The following is a 16,077-nucleotide window of genomic DNA, read 5'->3' as shown; positions in this document are numbered from 1 at the left end:
TATCGATCACCCGCGCCGCGCCCGCGCCGCCAAAAGGGTGAGCGCGGCAGGAGTGACGCCCTCTATGCGCTGCGCCTGTCCCAGCGTGCGCGGACGCAGCGCCGACAGTTTGGCGCAGAGCTCGGCGGAGAGACCGCCGATTTCCCGATAGTCGAGCGTCGAGGGGAGAGCGAGCTGCTCGTCTCGGCGATAGGAATCGATGTCGGCGCTCTGCCGATCGAGATAAACGGCGTAGCGCGCGTCGGTCTCGACCCGGGCCGCCGTCTCCGAATCGATCTCGAGAAGTTGCGGCCAAATCGATGCGAGCCGCGCCAGATCGATTCCCGGAAAGGACAGCAGAGCATAGCCGCTGCGCCTCTGCCCATCCTGATTGATCGGCAGGCCGGCGCGGGCGGCCGCCGCCGAGGTCAGAGACAATTGCTGGAGCAGAGTGCGCGCGCCGCCGAGCCGCGCCATCCGTTCCTCATGAACCCGCGCGCGCTCCCGTCCGATACAGCCGATCTCGAGTCCCTTGCCCGTCAACCGCTCATCCGCATTGTCCGCGCGCAGCGACAGTCGATATTCGGCGCGCGAGGTGAACATGCGATAGGGCTCGCTGACGCCGCGGGTGACGAGATCGTCGATCATCACGCCGAGATAGGCCTCGGCGCGATCGAAGACCACCGCCGCCGCGCCGCCCGCTCGAGCGGCGGCGTTGAGTCCAGCGACCAATCCCTGAGCCGCCGCCTCCTCATATCCTGTCGTGCCATTGATCTGACCGCCGAAGAACAGGCCTCGGACACGCTTTGTTTCCAGAGTGGCGTCGAGCTCGCGCGGATCTATGAAATCATATTCGATCGCATAGCCCGGCCGCAAAATGCGCGTGTTTTCGAGCCCCTCGATCTTTTGGATGAAAGCGCGCTGGACCTCTTCCGGCAGCGAGGTCGAAATCCCATTGGGATAGACAGTGTCGTCGTCGAGCCCTTCCGGCTCGAGAAAAATCTGATGGGCGTCGCGGTCGCCGAAGCGCGTGACCTTATCCTCGATCGAAGGACAATAGCGCGGGCCGGGCCCGGAGATCGCGCCGCTGCGCATCGGCGAATGCTCGAGATTGTCGAGAATGACCTTATGCGCGGCGGCGTTGGTGCGGGTGATATGGCAGGCGATCTGCGGATTGGCGATCGATGTCGTCAGATAGGAGAAAGGCTCCGGCGTCTCGTCACCCTTTTGTTCCTCGAGACGGGCCCAGTCGATCGTGCGGCCGTCGAGGCGCGGCGGCGTTCCGGTCTTGAGCCGGCTCGTCGCAAAGCCCATGCTGCGCAAATTCTCGGCGAGGCCGAGCGACGGGCGCTCGCCCATCCGCCCCGCCGAATATTGCGTTGCGCCGATATGAATGACGCCGTTCAAGAAAGTGCCGGTCGTCACCACCACAGCGCCGGCGGCGAACGTCGCGCCATCCAGGGTCACGCCGACGACACGTCCCTGCTGGACATCCAAACCTTCGGCCGAGCCTTCGATGACGTCGAAATTTGCGACCTCGGCGATCGCTTCTTGCATCGCGGCGCGATAGAGCTTGCGATCGGCCTGGGCGCGCGGGCCGCGCACCGCCGGGCCCTTGGAGCGATTGAGCAGGCGAAACTGGATTCCGGCGGCGTCGGCGACGCGGCCCATGAGCCCGTCCAGCGCGTCGATCTCGCGAACGAGCTGGCCCTTGCCGAGCCCGCCGATCGCCGGATTGCAGGACATGGCGCCGATCGTCGCGCGAGAATGGGTGACGAGCGCTGTGCGCGCGCCCCGACGCGCAGCCGCAGCGGCCGCCTCGCAGCCGGCATGGCCGCCGCCGATCACGATCACGTCATAGGCCACTCGACTCAATTTCCCGTCCTCGGTCCTGCTATCCTGTTTCACGTGAAACATCATTTGCCGATGCAAAATTGCGAGAAAATCGCATCCAGCACATCCTCGACATCGACGGCGCCGACGATCCGCCCGAGCGCGCGGCCCGTGACGCGCAGATCGTCTGCGACGAATTCGAGCGGCTTACCTAGATCGAGGCTTGCCTCGATCGCATCTCTCGCCTCCTGAATGAGCCGCCGATGCCGCTCGCGCGTCAGCACAGCCGTCGAGCCATCGCCCAGCCGCTGCCTGGCGCGCGCCGCCATTTCATCCAGGAGTCGCTCTATTCCAAACCCTGTTCGAGCAGAAATTGCAAGGTCATCTGATGTGCAATTCCCCAAATCCGCCTTGGTCGCGACGCGAATGAGCTCCGCCCCCTCGGCGGCCGCCAATTCGGGAGCGTCCGCCCCTTTTTCGGAGAGCCAGAGCAGCAGATCGGCCTCGGCGATTCGCGCCCGCGTCCGCTCGACCCCGATACGTTCGATCTCGTCCTTCGCCTCACGCAGGCCGGCCGTATCGACCAAAGTCACCGGAACGCCGCCGAGATCGAGATGAACCTCGATCATGTCGCGCGTCGTTCCGGGAACCGGGGAGACGATCGCGACGTCGCGCCGCGCCAGCGCGTTGAGCAGCGTCGATTTCCCCGCATTCGGCTGGCCGAGCAGCAGCACGACGAAACCATCGCGGAGCCGTTCGCTCGCCGCGCCATTCGCCAATACGGCCGACATGTCCTCGAGCAGAGGCGCGAGCAGAGGATGGAGCGCGGTCGCCGGCTCGAACACATCGCCTTCGTCAGAGAAATCGAGCTCCGCCTCCACCAAAGCCAGGGCGCGGATCAGAATCTCGCGCCAGCTCTCGACCTGCTTGCGCAAAGCCCCGCCCAGCGCCCGGATCGCCTGACGGCGCTGACACTCCGTCTCCGCCTCGATGAGATCGGCGAGGCCTTCGACCTGCGACAGATCCATTTTGCCATTGGCGAGGCTGCGCCGCGCAAACTCTCCCGGCTGCGCTTCCCGCAGGCCCGAAAACGCGCTCAGAGCCGTCAGAACCGCGCGCATCACTGCGCGGCCGCCGTGAATCTGCAATTCGGCGTAATCCTCGCCCGTCGGGGAATTGGGCGCCGGAAAATAGAGAATGAGGCCGCGATCGATCGTCTCGCCGCTTCGCGGGTCGGCGAGACGCGCATAATGCGCCGATCTCGGCTCGGGAAGCCGTCCTGCGATCCGCTCCAACACAGCGCCGACTATCGGGCCGGACAGCCGAATCACCGCGATCGCCGCGCGCCCCGCCCCTGTGGCCGAGGCAAAGATCGTTTCAATCGACATAGCTGCACATCCGACGGAACACCGGATCGCTCTACGCGAATTTCAGCGCGGGAGATAGCGCGACATCAGGGCGATCAGGTGAGGGACGATATTCCGAACCCTCGTCCCGAGGAGCCCGCGAAGCGGGCGTCTCGAAGGACGGCCACGGCGAGAATCCCGAGATTTCCGCCCGCAAACGTCCTTCGAGACGCCGCCTGCGGCGGCTCCTCAGGGACGAGGGTCGGGGATTTTATCCTTCACCCGATTGCCTGGCGGCGACATGCTTTTCTGTTCAGGCCCCACCAAAAGCAAAGGCCGAGCGACAGAGGCTCGGCCTTATTCTCCCGAAATGCGGGAGCCCTCGGACAGCGCGTCCGCGGGCCTCGCCTCAGGTGTTCATCGAATCGAAGAAGCTGGCGTTGCCCTTCGGCGTCTCGCGAAGCTTGCCGAGCAGGAATTCGATGGCGTCCACCGTGCCCATCGGATTGAGGATGCGGCGTAGCACATACATCTTTTTGAGTATGTCGGAGGGCACCAGCAGCTCTTCCTTGCGGGTGCCGGAGCGGGTGATATCGATCGCCGGGAAGACGCGCTTGTCGGAGACCTTGCGATCGAGAATAATCTCCGAATTGCCCGTTCCCTTGAACTCCTCGAAAATCACCTCGTCCATGCGCGAGCCGGTGTCGATCAGCGCCGTGGCGATGATGGTCAGCGAGCCGCCTTCCTCGATATTGCGCGCGGCGCCGAAGAAGCGCTTCGGCCGCTGCAGAGCATTGGCGTCCACACCACCGGTCAGCACCTTGCCGGAGGACGGGACGACCGTGTTGTAGGCGCGGCCGAGACGGGTGATCGAATCGAGCAGGATCACCACATCGCGGCGATGCTCGACGAGGCGCTTGGCTTTCTCGATCACCATTTCGGCGACCTGCACATGGCGCACCGCCGGCTCATCGAAGGTGGAGGAGACCACCTCGCCCTTCACCGAGCGCTGCATATCGGTCACTTCTTCCGGGCGCTCGTCGATCAGCAGAACGATCAGATAGCACTCGGGATGATTGGTGGTGATCGACTGCGCGATATTCTGCAACAGCACGGTCTTGCCGGTGCGCGGCGGCGCGACGACCAGAGCGCGCTGGCCCTTGCCGATCGGCGCGACGAGATCGATGACGCGGGCGGAAAGGTCCTTGCGCGTCGGATCGTCGATCTCGAGCTTCAAACGCTCATCGGGATAGAGCGGCGTCAGATTGTCGAAGGGGACCTTGTGCCGCACCTTCTCCGGATCTTCGAAATTGATCGAATTGACCTTGAGAAGCGCGAAATAACGCTCGCCCTCCTTGGGGCTGCGGATCATGCCCTCGACCGTGTCGCCGGTGCGCAGGCCGAAACGGCGAATCTGCGAGGGCGACACATAAATATCGTCTGGGCCGGCGAGATAATTGGCGTCTGGCGAACGCAGGAAAGCGAAGCCGTCCTGCAGCACTTCGACGACGCCTTCGCCGACGATCTCGACGTCGCGACCGGCGAATTGCTTCAATATTGCAAAGAGCAGTTCCTGGCGCCGCATGAGCGACGCGCCCTCGACCTCATGCTCCTCTGCGAAGGCGAGCAATTCGGCGGCCGATTTGGACTTCAGGTCCTGAAGCTTGATTTCCCCCATTTGGGACAATCCTCGACGATATTCGGATGAAACGCGGGCTAGGGCGCGGGATGGGCAGAAGGGATGCGGAGCCGATGCCCCGGTGCGCCGGTTTTGATCCGGCTGTCGCGTGAAACGACGATCTGCCTTGAGGTGAGTGACTCAGCAATTAATCCCTTTCGGGCGGAAACGCAAGCCATCCGCCCGAAACCTATGACATTTGCGTGAAGGACGGGGAAAACCCCCTGTCTTCAGAACGGCTTGACGATCACCAATATGACGATGCCGATCATCAGCAGCGTCGGAACCTCATTGATGAATCGAAAGAATCGCGCCGGCCTGCGATTCTCGTCGCGCTCGAAAGCGCGCTGCGTCACGCCGAAATAAAAGTGGACGCCGGTGAGCAGCACGACGAGCGCCAGTTTCGCGTGCAGCCAGCCGGCTCCATGAAAGGAGCCGAAATAGATCAGCGCCAGTCCCGCCGCCCAAGCAACGATCATCATCGGCGCCATGATGTAGAGAGCGAGCCGGCGCTCCATCTTCTTGAACAAGGCCGAGGGCGCACCCTGCCCGACTTCCGTGTGATAGACGAAGAGCCGCGGCAGATAGAGCAGCCCCGCCATCCAGCCGATAATGGCGATCACATGTAGAGCTTTGATCCAGAGATACATGACGTCAATTTCCTGCTCTGCGAACGCGCTCGATCAATTGCGAGACATGCTCTAGCGGGGTCTCCGGCAAAACGCCGTGGCCCAGGTTGAAAATATGCGGGCGCCCCGCGAAGCTCCGCAAGATCGAATCGATCTCGCGATCGAGCGCCGCTCCGCCGGCGAGAAGAGCGAGCGGATCGAGATTTCCCTGTAGCGCCGGCCCGGCGGGAATATGCTTCGCCGCCCAAACGGGATCGATCGCCGTATCCAGCCCCAGCGCGTCGGCGCCGAGCGTTTCCGCGAGACGCGGCAGATGCGTCGCCCCGCCACGCGCGAAAGCGATGATCGGAACGCCAGGACGGGCTTCCTTCACCTTGTCGATGATCTTTTTCAGCGGCGCCGCCACCCAGCGCTCGAATTCCTGCGGCGGCAGCACGCCCGCCCAGCTGTCGAAAATCTGTAGCGTCTCGACGCCGGCGTCGATCTGCCGAATGAGATAAGCGACCGAGGCTTCGACCAATATATCGATGAGCCGCGCGAAAGCCTCCGGCCGGCGATAGGCGAAGAGCCGCGCCGGCGCCTGATCCGGCGTGCCGCGGCCGGCGATCATATAGCTCGCAACCGTCCAAGGCGCGCCACAAAAGCCGATGAAGGCCACAGAGCTCGGCAGCTCGCCCTTCACCCGATCGATCGTCTCGAAAACGGGCGCGAGCTTGCCGATGTCGAAGCTACCCGAAAGCGCGTCGACGTCGCTGTCGTTCTCGAGGGGAACGAGCCGCGGGCCATGGCCCGACTCGAACCAGACCTTCTGCCCCAGCGCGTCCGGCACGACGAGAATATCGCTGAACAAAATCGCCGCGTCGAAGCCGAAGCGCTCGATCGGCTGCAAAGTGATCCGCGCCGCCGTCCGCGGATTGTAGCAGGTGTCGAGAAAACTGCCGGCCTTGGCGCGCAGCTCCTGATATTCCGGGAGATAACGGCCAGCCTGCCGCATCAGCCAAATCGGCGGAATGGCGCGCGCTTCGCCGCGTAGAACATCGAGGAGCGGCTTACGATCACTCATTGCGCTTTGGCTCCGGCAAGGTCGGGAAACGGTTGGGGAAGCGACGTCTGGCGCTCGTCCTGTCATTGGAGCTAACCCAAAACGACACAAAAAGAAAATTCAATCTTTAAGAGATTTTTTGATTTTATTGACGGTTCGTTAACGGAAGTTAATTTTCGTCAACCTTTTATCCACATGTTACGGAGCGTGAGCACAGCTGTAGAGCGATTCCCGGCGTCTTTGTGGACAAGACGGTAAATGATTTATGAACAAATGCTTGCGCGCTGATTCCCACATGCTGTCCTTTTGATGGCGGAGAATCTAGCCTTCCAATGGCCGCGCTGACGTTTATCCCCCGCCGATTTACGACTGTTGATCGGCGCGCCACGATATGCGCAGCTGTCCACACGCCTCCGGTCGGCGGCGCTATTTTTCCCCATAATGCCCGTGATCGCGCTCGGGCTGTGGGCTGCGAAGCGGAGGAGGCTTCGGTGTCGCAGGATGGTTCCGCCGCTTTCTGGCTCGCCGCCGAGCCGCTGATTCTCGCCTCCAAGAGCAAAGGCCGACGCATGGCGCTGGAGCAGAGCGGCCTCCCCTTTCTCATTCATCCGGCCGAGATCGACGAGCGCGCCATCGAGACGGAGGTCGTCGCGGCGGGCGGCGACGCGGACGCGGTGGCTGCGCGATTGGCGCGCGACAAGGCCTCGCTCGTGTCGCGCACGCGGCCCGGCGCGCTGGTCGTCGGCGCCGATCAGGTGGCGAGCTGCGAGGGCCGCCGATTCGGCAAGCCCGCGACTGTCGCCGCCGCCGCCGAGCAGCTGCGCTATCTGTCCGGCCGCACTCATCGCCTGCATTCCGCGATCGCCCTAGCGCGCGACGGACACATAATCTTCGAAACCCTCGCCCATGCGGATTTGACGATGCGCGCCGTTTCGAGCGAGTTTCTCGCCCGCTATCTCGACAGCGTCGCCGAGGAAGCGACGACCAGCGCCGGCGCCTATCAGATCGAAGGTCTCGGCGTGCATCTCTTCGAGTGCGTCGCCGGGGATCATTGGACGATCGTCGGATTGCCGATGCTGCCCTTGCTCGCGGCGCTCCGCCGTGAAGGCGCGCTTCTCTCATGAAGGCCGAAACCTCGACCCGCCCTCTCGTCATCGGCCTCACCGGCTCGATCGGCATGGGCAAATCGACAACCGCCGATCTCTTCCGCGCCGAAGGCGTCCCCGTCTATGATTCCGATCGCGCCGTACATGAAATTTATCGTGGTCCCGCAGCGGCGCGCATAGAAGAGATGTTTCCCGGAACCACTGTCGACGGCGTCGTCGATCGCGCCCGCCTCGCCGCCCGCGTGCTCGGCGATTCGGAGGCGCTCCGCCGTCTCGAAGCATTGGTGCATCCGCTCGTCGCCGCCGGCCGCGACGAATTCCTAGAGGATTGCCGCCGCGCCGGCGAGCGTTTCGTCGTCTTCGACATTCCGCTGCTCTTCGAAATCGGCGCGCAAAAGGATGTCGATGCCGTCGTCGTCGTCTCCGCCCCGCCGGACGTCCAGCGTTCGCGCGTGCTCGCGCGTCCCGGCATGACGGAGGAAAAATTCGCGGCTATTCTCGCCAAGCAGACGCCGGACGCCGAAAAGCGCGCCGGCGCCGATTTCGTGGTGCATAGCGAGCGCGGTTTGGATTCCGCTCGGCGGGAAGTTCGGCTAATTCTCGAGGAGCTGGCGCGGCGAGAGCCGTCGCGCTGATCCTTTCGAGAGAGGCGAGCAATGCGTGAGATCGTCTTCGACACGGAGACGACCGGTCTCGACCCGACCAAAGGTCATCGCATCGTCGAGATCGGCGCCGTCGAGATCTCCAATCTGATCCCTTCCGGCCGCACGTTCCATTTCTATCTCGATCCAGAACGCGACATGCCGGAGGAGGCGTTTCGCGTGCATGGCCTCTCCTCGGCCTTTCTCACCGGCCAGAAGAAATTTCGCGAAATCGCGCAGAGCTTTCTCGAATTCGTCGGCGACGCCGCCCTCGTCGCGCACAATGCCGAATTCGACATGCGCTTCGTCAATTTCGAGCTCGGCCTGTTGGGGATGGAGGCGATCCCCTTCGATCGCGTCGTCGATACGCTGACCCTCGCCCGCCGCCGGCATCCGGGCGCCTCCAACACGCTGGACGCGCTCTGCCAGCGTTATGGCGTCGATCTCACGCGCCGCGACAAGCATGGCGCGCTGCTGGACGCCGGCCTGCTGGCGGAAGTCTATGCGGAGCTGATGGGCGGCCGCCAATCCGCGCTGATATTGCAAGCGGACGCTGCGACTCTGGCGGAAGCGGGCGGCGGCGAATTGCTGCGCAGCCGTCCGCAAAAGCTCGCGCCGCTGCTCACCGAGGCGGAGCGCGCCGCCCATGAGGCCTTCATCGCCAAGCTGGGCAAGGAGCCGATGTGGCTGCGCTATTTCGCGCAGCCGGAAGAGATGGAGGCGGGATTTGCCTCGGGAATAGAGAAGCGAGCCTGAGCGGCTCGCTCCCGTAAACTCAGTTGGCGTTGGCGGGAGCCTGCTGCTCCTGGGCTGCGCGCTGCTGATAGAGCGCGAAAAAGTCGATCGGATCGACATAGAGGGGCGGGAAGCCGCCATTGCGCGTGGCGTCGGCGACGACCTGGCGCAGAAAGGGGAACAGAAGCCGCGGGCATTCGATCATCACGATCGGATGAATTTGCTCGGCGGGAATATTCACGAGGCGGAACACGCCACCGTAATCGACCTCGAGCTTGAACAGCGCCTCGCCGCCCTCGGTGGCGGAGGCTTCCAGCGTCACCGAGACTTCGAAATCCTCGGGCGACAGCTGCTTGGCGTTCACATTGACCTGAATGCCGATGTCCGGCGGATTCTGGCGCGGCTGCAAGGAGCGCGGCGCATTGGGATTCTCGAAGGAGAGATCTTTCACATATTGCACGAGCACATTGAGCGCCGGGGCGCCGGTCGGGCCGGAGCCGTTTCCATTCGTATCGGTCATCGTCGAACTCCCTGCCGATTTCGGCTCCCGACAGGCCCGACGGAATGGCGGCGCCTGCCACGGCGCCCGCCTAACACGTCCCCTCGCCTGCGACAACGGGATTTGCCGTCGAGCCGAGCGATCGGGTGAAAGAGAAGCGGCTCCCGGAAAGGCGTTCCACCTTCGCGATGCGATCACCCGGAAACCATAGGAATCCGACGGCGGGTAGCGCCTCGGCTCGAATTTCGCCGATGCGCCGGGAGCGGAGGTTCCAACCGACCCGCTGCCTTCACGATAATCGCCTCGCCTAATTGGTGGCGCGAAATTTGGCGTTGATCCGCGTCACGAAACGATGTCCCACCGGGGACCAGAATTCGAGAAAAGCATCTAATGCCGCCGGCATCTTGTCTTTTCTTGCATTCATAACGCTGTCGAAGTCCGAGACGACGAGCTTTACCTCTCTCGTTTCTCCGCTCGTCAATGCGTTATCCGAGTCGATAGACGCGGCCGACGTGTAGACGAGTTGCAGAGGATAGTTTCTCACCGGCGCAGTATAGATCCTGGGATTTAGAAAGCGGCGTTCGTCGACGATCAGTTCCCCGAATTTGACCATTTCGTCGCCGACGTTGCGGGCCTGAAATTCGAGCGTGAGCGTTTTCGCCGTCGCGTCGTAAGCGGCGTCCTTGACGATGGCCTGAATGGCCGGCGCCGCATGAACGGGGTCGAGCGCGTCGAGAAACTGGCGCTTGAGCTTTTGTTCTTGCGCTGTCTCCGCTGTTTCGGAGGCCGGCGTTTCGACGGCTTTATCGATGCGGACGGCGTAGCGGCGTCCCGTGGATGAAAAAAACGCGAGATATCCGTTTATCCTTATCGAGGAGCCTCGGCGGGAACGTGCGTTGCGTTTGCTCTGGAGGAGACGATCGAACTCGCCGATCTTCAACGTCGTCTCCCGCGTGCCGCTCGGGTAAATCGGAACCTCGTTATCGAGGCTGGCCGACTGGACAACGAATTTTTCGGGATAGGGCACAGGGAGCTTGAAAAGCGCCGGGTCGAGAAAACGGAAACCGTCCGCGACCAGTTCCCCGAAGCGCACCGCTTCCACACCGGCGTTGGTGACCGATAAGGCGATGACGAGCTCGTGTGTCGATGGAGAATATTTGGCGTCGCGAACGACGACCTTTATCTTTCCCGCCGCGTCGCTGGACATCAGGCTAGAAAGGAATTGCTTTACCTGTTGTTCGTCGGCCAATGCCGAGCCTTTCGACGTTTGCGCGTCACCAGGCGTCGTCGGGACAATTCCGAAAAAGATGGTGAGAAGGAAAAACGTCTTTGCAACTAGTTTGGCGCGCATTGAAATGTCTCGCATGGTGTAGACTGGCATCAAGACAGGAGGCGAGCAGAAGCGCAAGTTTCGCGCGCACTGGAAGCCCCGCCTTCGAAGTTGAAACCTCGGACGACGCCGGAGCTTCGGCGTTGCGCCAAGCTTCCATCACGCTTCGGTGCGCGCTGGCGTAGACAAGCCCGGCCAGGACGCCGGGGCGAGGAGGATGTGCGCATTCGCGCCCCTCGAACGGAAAAAGAGATCCGCCGGCGTCCGCCATTGTCGGCCCTTGACACATTCTGAAAATATTCCTATCTCTCCCTCGCTCCCGCTGACGCAAGGGCGCGTTTCTCGGGTCAGGGAACGCGGGCGGGGGCGGCTCCATCCGGGACGGCGACCCCCGTCCATGGACAGGCGGCGCGTCGCCGGATCGGTGTTTCTCTCCCGTCCACAGGGAAGAGCGAGAGCCGTTCCGTGAGCCCAAGCCTTCGGAAGCGATCGGATCTTGAATGCGAAAGCCCAGGATTCGCGGGTCCGAATGCGCCTCGGGACGTCGACGAGAAGGCAAAGCCGCGTTTCGGGATGCTCCGGAACCGACAGAATTTTTATAGCGCTGCGGCCAAAGGGGCCGGAGCGTCCCGAAACGCCCCTCCTCCCCCCCGCCGCCGCGAGGCGCCGGGCGCTTCGGCGCGGCCGGACGATCGTCCTACCTCGAGGCGCATATCGGAAACGTTGCGGCCGTCCTGGCCGAGCTTGTCCCGGCCCGGACGGCCGCGGCGTCTCACCCGATCAAACGACTTTCGCGGATGGCGCGCGCCGCGCGCGGACGCGGCGCTTGGGGCCTTCATCGACGATCGCTTTCCATTCGCCGGGCGAAAGATCGATCGTCTGCGGACCCTTGCGCTCGGTCTTACCGCGAATGCGATCGGCGACATGGGCGCGCACCGACGGCGATTTCAGCGCCAGTCCGACGAGATCGGAGGCGAAGCCGGGCAGGATCAGCAGCAGCGAGCCGACCGCCTCGAGCCCTCCGTCCAGCAGAGCGACGCCCGATTTCAGCTCCTCGCGGGGCTGTCCGATGCGGCCGCGCAGATAGACGAACAGACGCTTGACGTCGGCCAGTCCCAACAGCGTCGTGCCGACCCCGAGCGCGACCGCCGCCAGCACGCCGAGAAATTGCACGACGAGCACGAAGGCGACGATCTCGACGAAGAGCCAGCCGGTCAGCACATAGGCGAGGAGTTTCGACTTGTTCACGTCGCTGCGCCCTCCATCCCATCGCCGATGGTCCGGCGAGGGGTTGATTCGTGACATCTGGGACGCGACATGATACCGGACAATCCCTGCGACTGGGAGACGCCCTTTGTCGGGATCCGATTTCGACCCCTCCATCTTGGTCTTCGCCGCTCTGGCGGCTTTCGTCGTGTGGAAATTGTGGTCCGTCCTCGGCGTTCGCGTCGATCGGGAAGGTCCCGCTTCCGATCGCGCCGGGCCCGCCCGGCGGATCGGCCCCGCGCCGCAAAATTCGGCCTTCGCTCCGGCGCCGGCTTCCGGCCCGCTCGACGCCGACCGCTGGAAAGGCCTCGCCGAATCCGGCAGCAACGGCTGGCGCGGGCTGGACCAGATCGCCGCTTCCGATCGCGGCTTCTTCGCCCCGGCTTTCGTCGATGGCGCAAAGAAAGCCTATGGCATGGTCGTCGAGGCTTTCGCCAAGGGCGATCGCGACACGCTGCGAAATCTTCTCTCGACCGAAGTCTTCGACAGTTTCGCCGGCGAGATTGCCGCGCGCGAGCGGCGCAATGAAACGGCCGAGGCCCATGTCGTCTCCATAGATTCGGCGACGGTGGAGGACGCCAAGGTCGAGTTCGGCAAGGCGCAGATCACGCTTCGTTTCGTCGTCAAGCTCCAATCGGTCCGCCGCGACAGCGCCGGCGCCGTGATCGAAGGCGACCCCGAGCGTCCGCTCGCAATCGTCGACCTCTGGACTTTCGCGCGCGATGTCGCGTCGCGTGATCCGAATTGGAAGCTCGTGGCGACCGAAACGGTCCATTAGGCGGATCGAGAGTGGCGTCCGACGATATCGATCCGATCGGTTTCGATTCGATCGACGCCCTCTTTCGGGACGATCTGCGCGAGGTCTTCCACGTCTTCCGACGCTCGGCCGCCGTCACTCTTTCTGGGGCGCCGCCGATGCGCCCGGCGCTGCCGGCCGATGACGCTCTGGTCCGCGTCTGCCGCATCGCTCTGTCGATAAATGCGGACACACTCTCGCAAGACGCCGCGCGCGATTTTTTCGTTGCGCAGTTCCGGCCGTTTCGCCTGCGCGCGCCGGGATTCGTCACCGCCTATTACGAGCCTGTGATCGAGGCGCGCGAAGCGCCCGACGCCGCGTTCCGCACGCCCGTTCCCGCCCGTCCCGCCGATCTCGTCACTTTGAACGAGACGCCCATTCGCGGCGAGGCGGGCGAAACGCTCACCTCCGCCCGGCGCCGCGCGGATGGGGGCCTCGAGCCCTATCCCGATCGCCGCGCATTGGAGGAGGGCCCGCTCGACATTCGGCCGAAGCCCATCGCCTTCGTGCGCGACAGGGTCGAGCTGTTTCTCATTCAGGTGCAGGGTTCGGCGCGGCTGCGTTTTCCAGACGGCCGCGAATTGCCGCTCACCTATGACGGCCGCAATGGCCGGCCCTATACGTCGATCGGCCGCCTGCTCGTCGAGCGCGGGCGCGTGCCGCAGAGCGAAATGTCGCTCGATCGGCTGAAGGCGGAAATCCGCGCGCTCGGCCAGGAAGAGGGCGAGCCCGGCGCGCGGCTGATGCAGGAGAATCGCTCCTATGTCTTCTTCCGCGCCGATCGCTCGCCGGAGCGGCGCGATGGGCCGATCGGCGGCGAAGGCTGCGCGCTGACGCCGCTGCGCTCCATCGCGGTGGATCGCTCGCTGTGGAGCTATGGCCTGCCCTTCTGGATCGGCGCGACATTGCCCCGGCGCGGCGCGACGCCCGAACCTTTCGAGCGGCTGATGATCGCGCAGGATACGGGCTCGGCGATTTTGGGACCGGCCCGCGCCGATCTTTTTTTCGGCGCCGGGGACGAGGCCGGCGCGCTCGCCGGGCTGGTGCGCCACGGCGCCGAATTCACCGTGCTGCTGCCGCGGGCCGCGGAGCGCGGCGATGGCTGATCCGCCGCGCGACTCGCGCCGCTCGCGTTTTTTGTCCAAGGAAGAGATCGAGCTGTGGAACAAGGTGACGGCCGATGTTCGGCCGACCCGCGCGCGGCGCCGACCGCCCGAGGAGCAGCCCATCGACGCTCCCGAGTCGAAGAAGGGCGCCGCCGCGACGCCGGCCGTTCCGGTCTCGCCGCCGGCCGAGAAAAAGCAGCGGCCCCGTCCGGCGCCGCCGCCGGCGGAAATCGATCACCGCACGCGCACGAAATTGCGTCGCGGCCGGCTGGAGGTGGAGGCCAAGCTCGATCTCCACGGCCTGCGCCAGGCCGAGGCGCAGACCGCGCTCTATGATTTTCTGCGCCGCGCTCAGGCGGCGGGCGCGCGCATGGCGATCGTGGTGACGGGCAAGGGCGTTCGCAGCGAGGAGGGCGGCGTGCTGCGCCGGCTCGCGCCAATGTGGCTGAGCGCGCCGGCCATGCGCGATCTCGTCGTCGGTTTCGGCGAGGCGGCGCGCAATCACGGCGGCGAGGGCGCGCTCTATGTGCAGATCAGGCGCCCGCGCGGGATGAAATAGCAGCAGGCGACGACGCGAGCCGGAAGGCTCGTATCGCCCACGTTCGCAATCAGGCGGTCGCGCCTTCCTCTTCCGCTTTCGCCTCCAGCAGCCGTTCCGGCCGGGTCAAAAAAGCGGCGGGAATATCGGCGCGGGCGTCCTCGGTCGGGCCGCGGACGGGCTCGGGCGGCGTCGCCCAGACGAAGGCGTCGAGCTTTCCCGTGACCGGCGAGGCCGGCGCCCAGCGCCGCGAGATGACGCCATCGGCGATCCAGGCCGGATCCCGCGGCGCGCGCGAGCCACGGGCCAGCCATTCGCGCACCGGTCCGCTGGGGCCGTTCTCGGCGTCCTCGAGCTCCGCCATCAGCAGGCAGACCTGAGCGGTCGGCGTCTTGCCCTCGGCGACGAGGGGGGCGAGCGCCTTGCGCGCCGAAGCGAAATCGCGCGCCGCCAGCGCTGCGCGGGCGACCAGAATTCCCGCTTCCGGCGAATGCGAGGCGGCGGCGACGAATTTCTTCACCCGCGCCAGACGCTCGGCGTTGGATTCGCTCGGCGCCACTTCGAGAAACGCCTCGGCGATGTCGGGGTGCGGCTGTTCGGCATAGGCCTTCTCGAGAAGCTTCAACGCTTTGGCGCTGTCGCCATGATGGGCGAGCAGCCGCCCGATCAGCGCGACGGCGGGCGTAAGATCGGGCGCGCGCTTCACCGCCTGCCGGGCGAGATGCAGCGCTTCGCTCGGATGCTCCGCCTGTTTCTCCAGCGCCAACGCGGTTTCCACCACGGCGCGCAGACGCTGCGCTGTCGGCAGATCGATGGCCTTGGCTTTCAGATTGGCTTCGATGGCTATGCGCGCCTCTTCCCAATTGGCCTGCGCGCCATGATGCTCGAGCAGCGCATGGCCGGCCCAGGGCAGCGGCGTGAGCTGATGCGCCTGATCGGCGAAATGATGGGCGGCCTCTTCGTCCTTGCGGCGCTTGGCCTCTATGTGCAGCCCGCGCAGGCCGAGCAGCCGCGTTTCGGAGAGCTGCGTCATTTCGTGAAAGGCGGTTTCGGCGCCGACGCGATCGCCCTCGAGCTGCGCCACTTGCGCGCGCAGCAGATAGGTCAGCGGCTCCTTGTCGAGATTTTTGACCGCTTCCCTGGCGGCGCGTTTGGCCTCGGCGAGATGGCCGGCGCCGGCCGCCACAATGCCGCGCGAGAGCGCCTGAAAACCTCTTTCGCGGCGTTTGGCGCGCGAGCCCTGCTTCAGCCGCGCCGGCGCCTGGAAGAAATAGACGATGATCGCCCAGGCGATGATGATCGCCGCGATCGTCGCGATCAGCGCCGCCGCCCCGACGACGAGCGACGTCTCTATGTGATAGCCGCCCCAGTCGAGCGTTATCGAACCCGGCTGCTCGATGAGCCAATGCAGGCCGATGGACAGAGCGGCCAGCGCCGCAATGAAAAAGAGCAGCAGAATCATGGGTCGTCGATCCTCGCCTCGGTTCTGAGCGCTTCTGCCCAGACTTTTGTTTCAGCAGGATTTCCCATCGGAAAAACAGCTTCCGATCGTC

General features: G+C 64.5%; 15 protein-coding genes. 6 read left to right on the top strand and 9 right to left on the bottom strand.

Going from position 1 to position 16,077, the window contains the following annotated elements; all coding sequences use genetic code 11:
• Positions 1–6: 6 nt before the first annotated feature.
• From mnmG to hemE, 5 genes are all read right to left on the bottom strand, one after another.
• Positions 7–1,896 (bottom strand): tRNA uridine-5-carboxymethylaminomethyl(34) synthesis enzyme MnmG, encoded by a 1,890-nt coding sequence (gene mnmG / locus C5689_RS01540; protein ID WP_108915482.1) that lies wholly within the window; start codon positions 1,894–1,896, stop codon positions 7–9.
• A complete protein-coding gene (gene mnmE / locus C5689_RS01535; protein WP_108915481.1) occupies positions 1,896–3,200 on the bottom strand; it encodes a tRNA uridine-5-carboxymethylaminomethyl(34) synthesis GTPase MnmE in 1,305 nt (434 codons plus the stop codon). The genes mnmG and mnmE overlap by 1 nt, the downstream gene beginning before the upstream one ends.
• A gap of 367 nt (positions 3,201–3,567) precedes the next feature.
• Positions 3,568–4,836 (bottom strand): transcription termination factor Rho, encoded by a 1,269-nt coding sequence (gene rho, locus C5689_RS01530; protein WP_108915480.1) that lies wholly within the window; start codon positions 4,834–4,836, stop codon positions 3,568–3,570.
• A 230-nt stretch (positions 4,837–5,066) separates the two neighbouring features.
• Positions 5,067–5,486: a protoporphyrinogen oxidase HemJ gene (hemJ, locus tag C5689_RS01525; protein WP_108915479.1), complete on the bottom strand. Its 420-nt coding sequence runs from the start codon at positions 5,484–5,486 to the stop codon at positions 5,067–5,069.
• A gap of 4 nt (positions 5,487–5,490) precedes the next feature.
• Positions 5,491–6,528, bottom strand: coding sequence for a uroporphyrinogen decarboxylase (hemE, locus tag C5689_RS01520; RefSeq protein ID WP_108915478.1), 1,038 nt, complete (start codon positions 6,526–6,528; stop codon positions 5,491–5,493).
• 470 nt (positions 6,529–6,998) lie between these two features.
• On the opposite strand from hemE, the gene C5689_RS01515 reads away from it, so the two are divergent.
• The 3 genes from C5689_RS01515 to dnaQ are packed head-to-tail and all read left to right on the top strand — an operon-like array spanning position 6,999 to position 9,010.
• A complete protein-coding gene (locus tag C5689_RS01515) occupies positions 6,999–7,631 on the top strand; it encodes a Maf family protein (RefSeq protein WP_280176401.1) in 633 nt (210 codons plus the stop codon).
• Positions 7,628–8,248 carry a dephospho-CoA kinase gene (gene coaE / locus C5689_RS01510; protein ID WP_108915476.1) on the top strand — a complete coding sequence of 207 codons (621 nt, stop codon included), beginning with the start codon at positions 7,628–7,630 and terminating at the stop codon, positions 8,246–8,248. Before C5689_RS01515 ends, coaE begins: the two co-directional genes overlap by 4 nt.
• Before the next feature lie 21 nt (positions 8,249–8,269).
• Complete coding sequence (dnaQ, locus tag C5689_RS01505; RefSeq protein WP_108915475.1) at positions 8,270–9,010, top strand: DNA polymerase III subunit epsilon; 741 nt, start codon at positions 8,270–8,272, stop codon at positions 9,008–9,010.
• 19 nt (positions 9,011–9,029) lie between these two features.
• On the opposite strand, the gene secB is transcribed toward dnaQ, so the two are convergent.
• The 3 genes from secB to C5689_RS01490 all read right to left on the bottom strand — a co-directional run bounded on the left by secB (position 9,030) and on the right by C5689_RS01490 (position 12,066).
• Positions 9,030–9,509: a protein-export chaperone SecB gene (gene secB, locus C5689_RS01500; RefSeq protein ID WP_108915474.1), complete on the bottom strand. Its 480-nt coding sequence runs from the start codon at positions 9,507–9,509 to the stop codon at positions 9,030–9,032.
• A 286-nt stretch (positions 9,510–9,795) separates the two neighbouring features.
• On the bottom strand, positions 9,796–10,839 hold the full coding sequence (locus C5689_RS01495; protein WP_158271726.1) for a methane monooxygenase/ammonia monooxygenase subunit B: 1,044 nt from the start codon (positions 10,837–10,839) through the stop codon (positions 9,796–9,798).
• Positions 10,840–11,598: 759 nt separating this feature from the next.
• Positions 11,599–12,066, bottom strand: a complete 468-nt coding sequence (locus C5689_RS01490) for an FxsA family protein (RefSeq protein ID WP_108915472.1) — start codon at positions 12,064–12,066, stop codon at positions 11,599–11,601.
• Between the two features lie 106 nt (positions 12,067–12,172).
• Here C5689_RS01490 and C5689_RS01485 point away from each other — a divergent pair, with 106 nt between their 5' ends.
• From C5689_RS01485 to C5689_RS01475, 3 genes are read left to right on the top strand one after another with little or no spacing between them, the layout of a single operon-like run.
• Positions 12,173–12,862: a Tim44/TimA family putative adaptor protein gene (locus C5689_RS01485; RefSeq protein WP_108915471.1), complete on the top strand. Its 690-nt coding sequence runs from the start codon at positions 12,173–12,175 to the stop codon at positions 12,860–12,862.
• Positions 12,863–12,873: 11 nt separating this feature from the next.
• Positions 12,874–13,986, top strand: coding sequence for a murein transglycosylase A (mltA, locus tag C5689_RS01480; RefSeq protein WP_108915470.1), 1,113 nt, complete (start codon positions 12,874–12,876; stop codon positions 13,984–13,986).
• A complete protein-coding gene (locus tag C5689_RS01475) occupies positions 13,979–14,545 on the top strand; it encodes a Smr/MutS family protein (RefSeq protein WP_108915469.1) in 567 nt (188 codons plus the stop codon). Before mltA ends, C5689_RS01475 begins: the two co-directional genes overlap by 8 nt.
• Positions 14,546–14,594: 49 nt before the next feature.
• Here C5689_RS01475 and C5689_RS01470 read toward each other — a convergent pair whose 3' ends face one another.
• A complete protein-coding gene (locus C5689_RS01470) occupies positions 14,595–15,986 on the bottom strand; it encodes a heme biosynthesis protein HemY (RefSeq protein WP_108915468.1) in 1,392 nt (463 codons plus the stop codon).
• Between the last annotated feature and the right edge of the window lie 91 nt (positions 15,987–16,077).

Origin of the sequence: Methylosinus sporium, from assembly GCF_003113265.1 — a bacterium.
Classification (GTDB): Bacteria; Pseudomonadota; Alphaproteobacteria; order Rhizobiales; family Beijerinckiaceae; genus Methylosinus; species Methylosinus sporium.
This window is presented reverse-complemented; position numbering and strand designations above follow the sequence as displayed.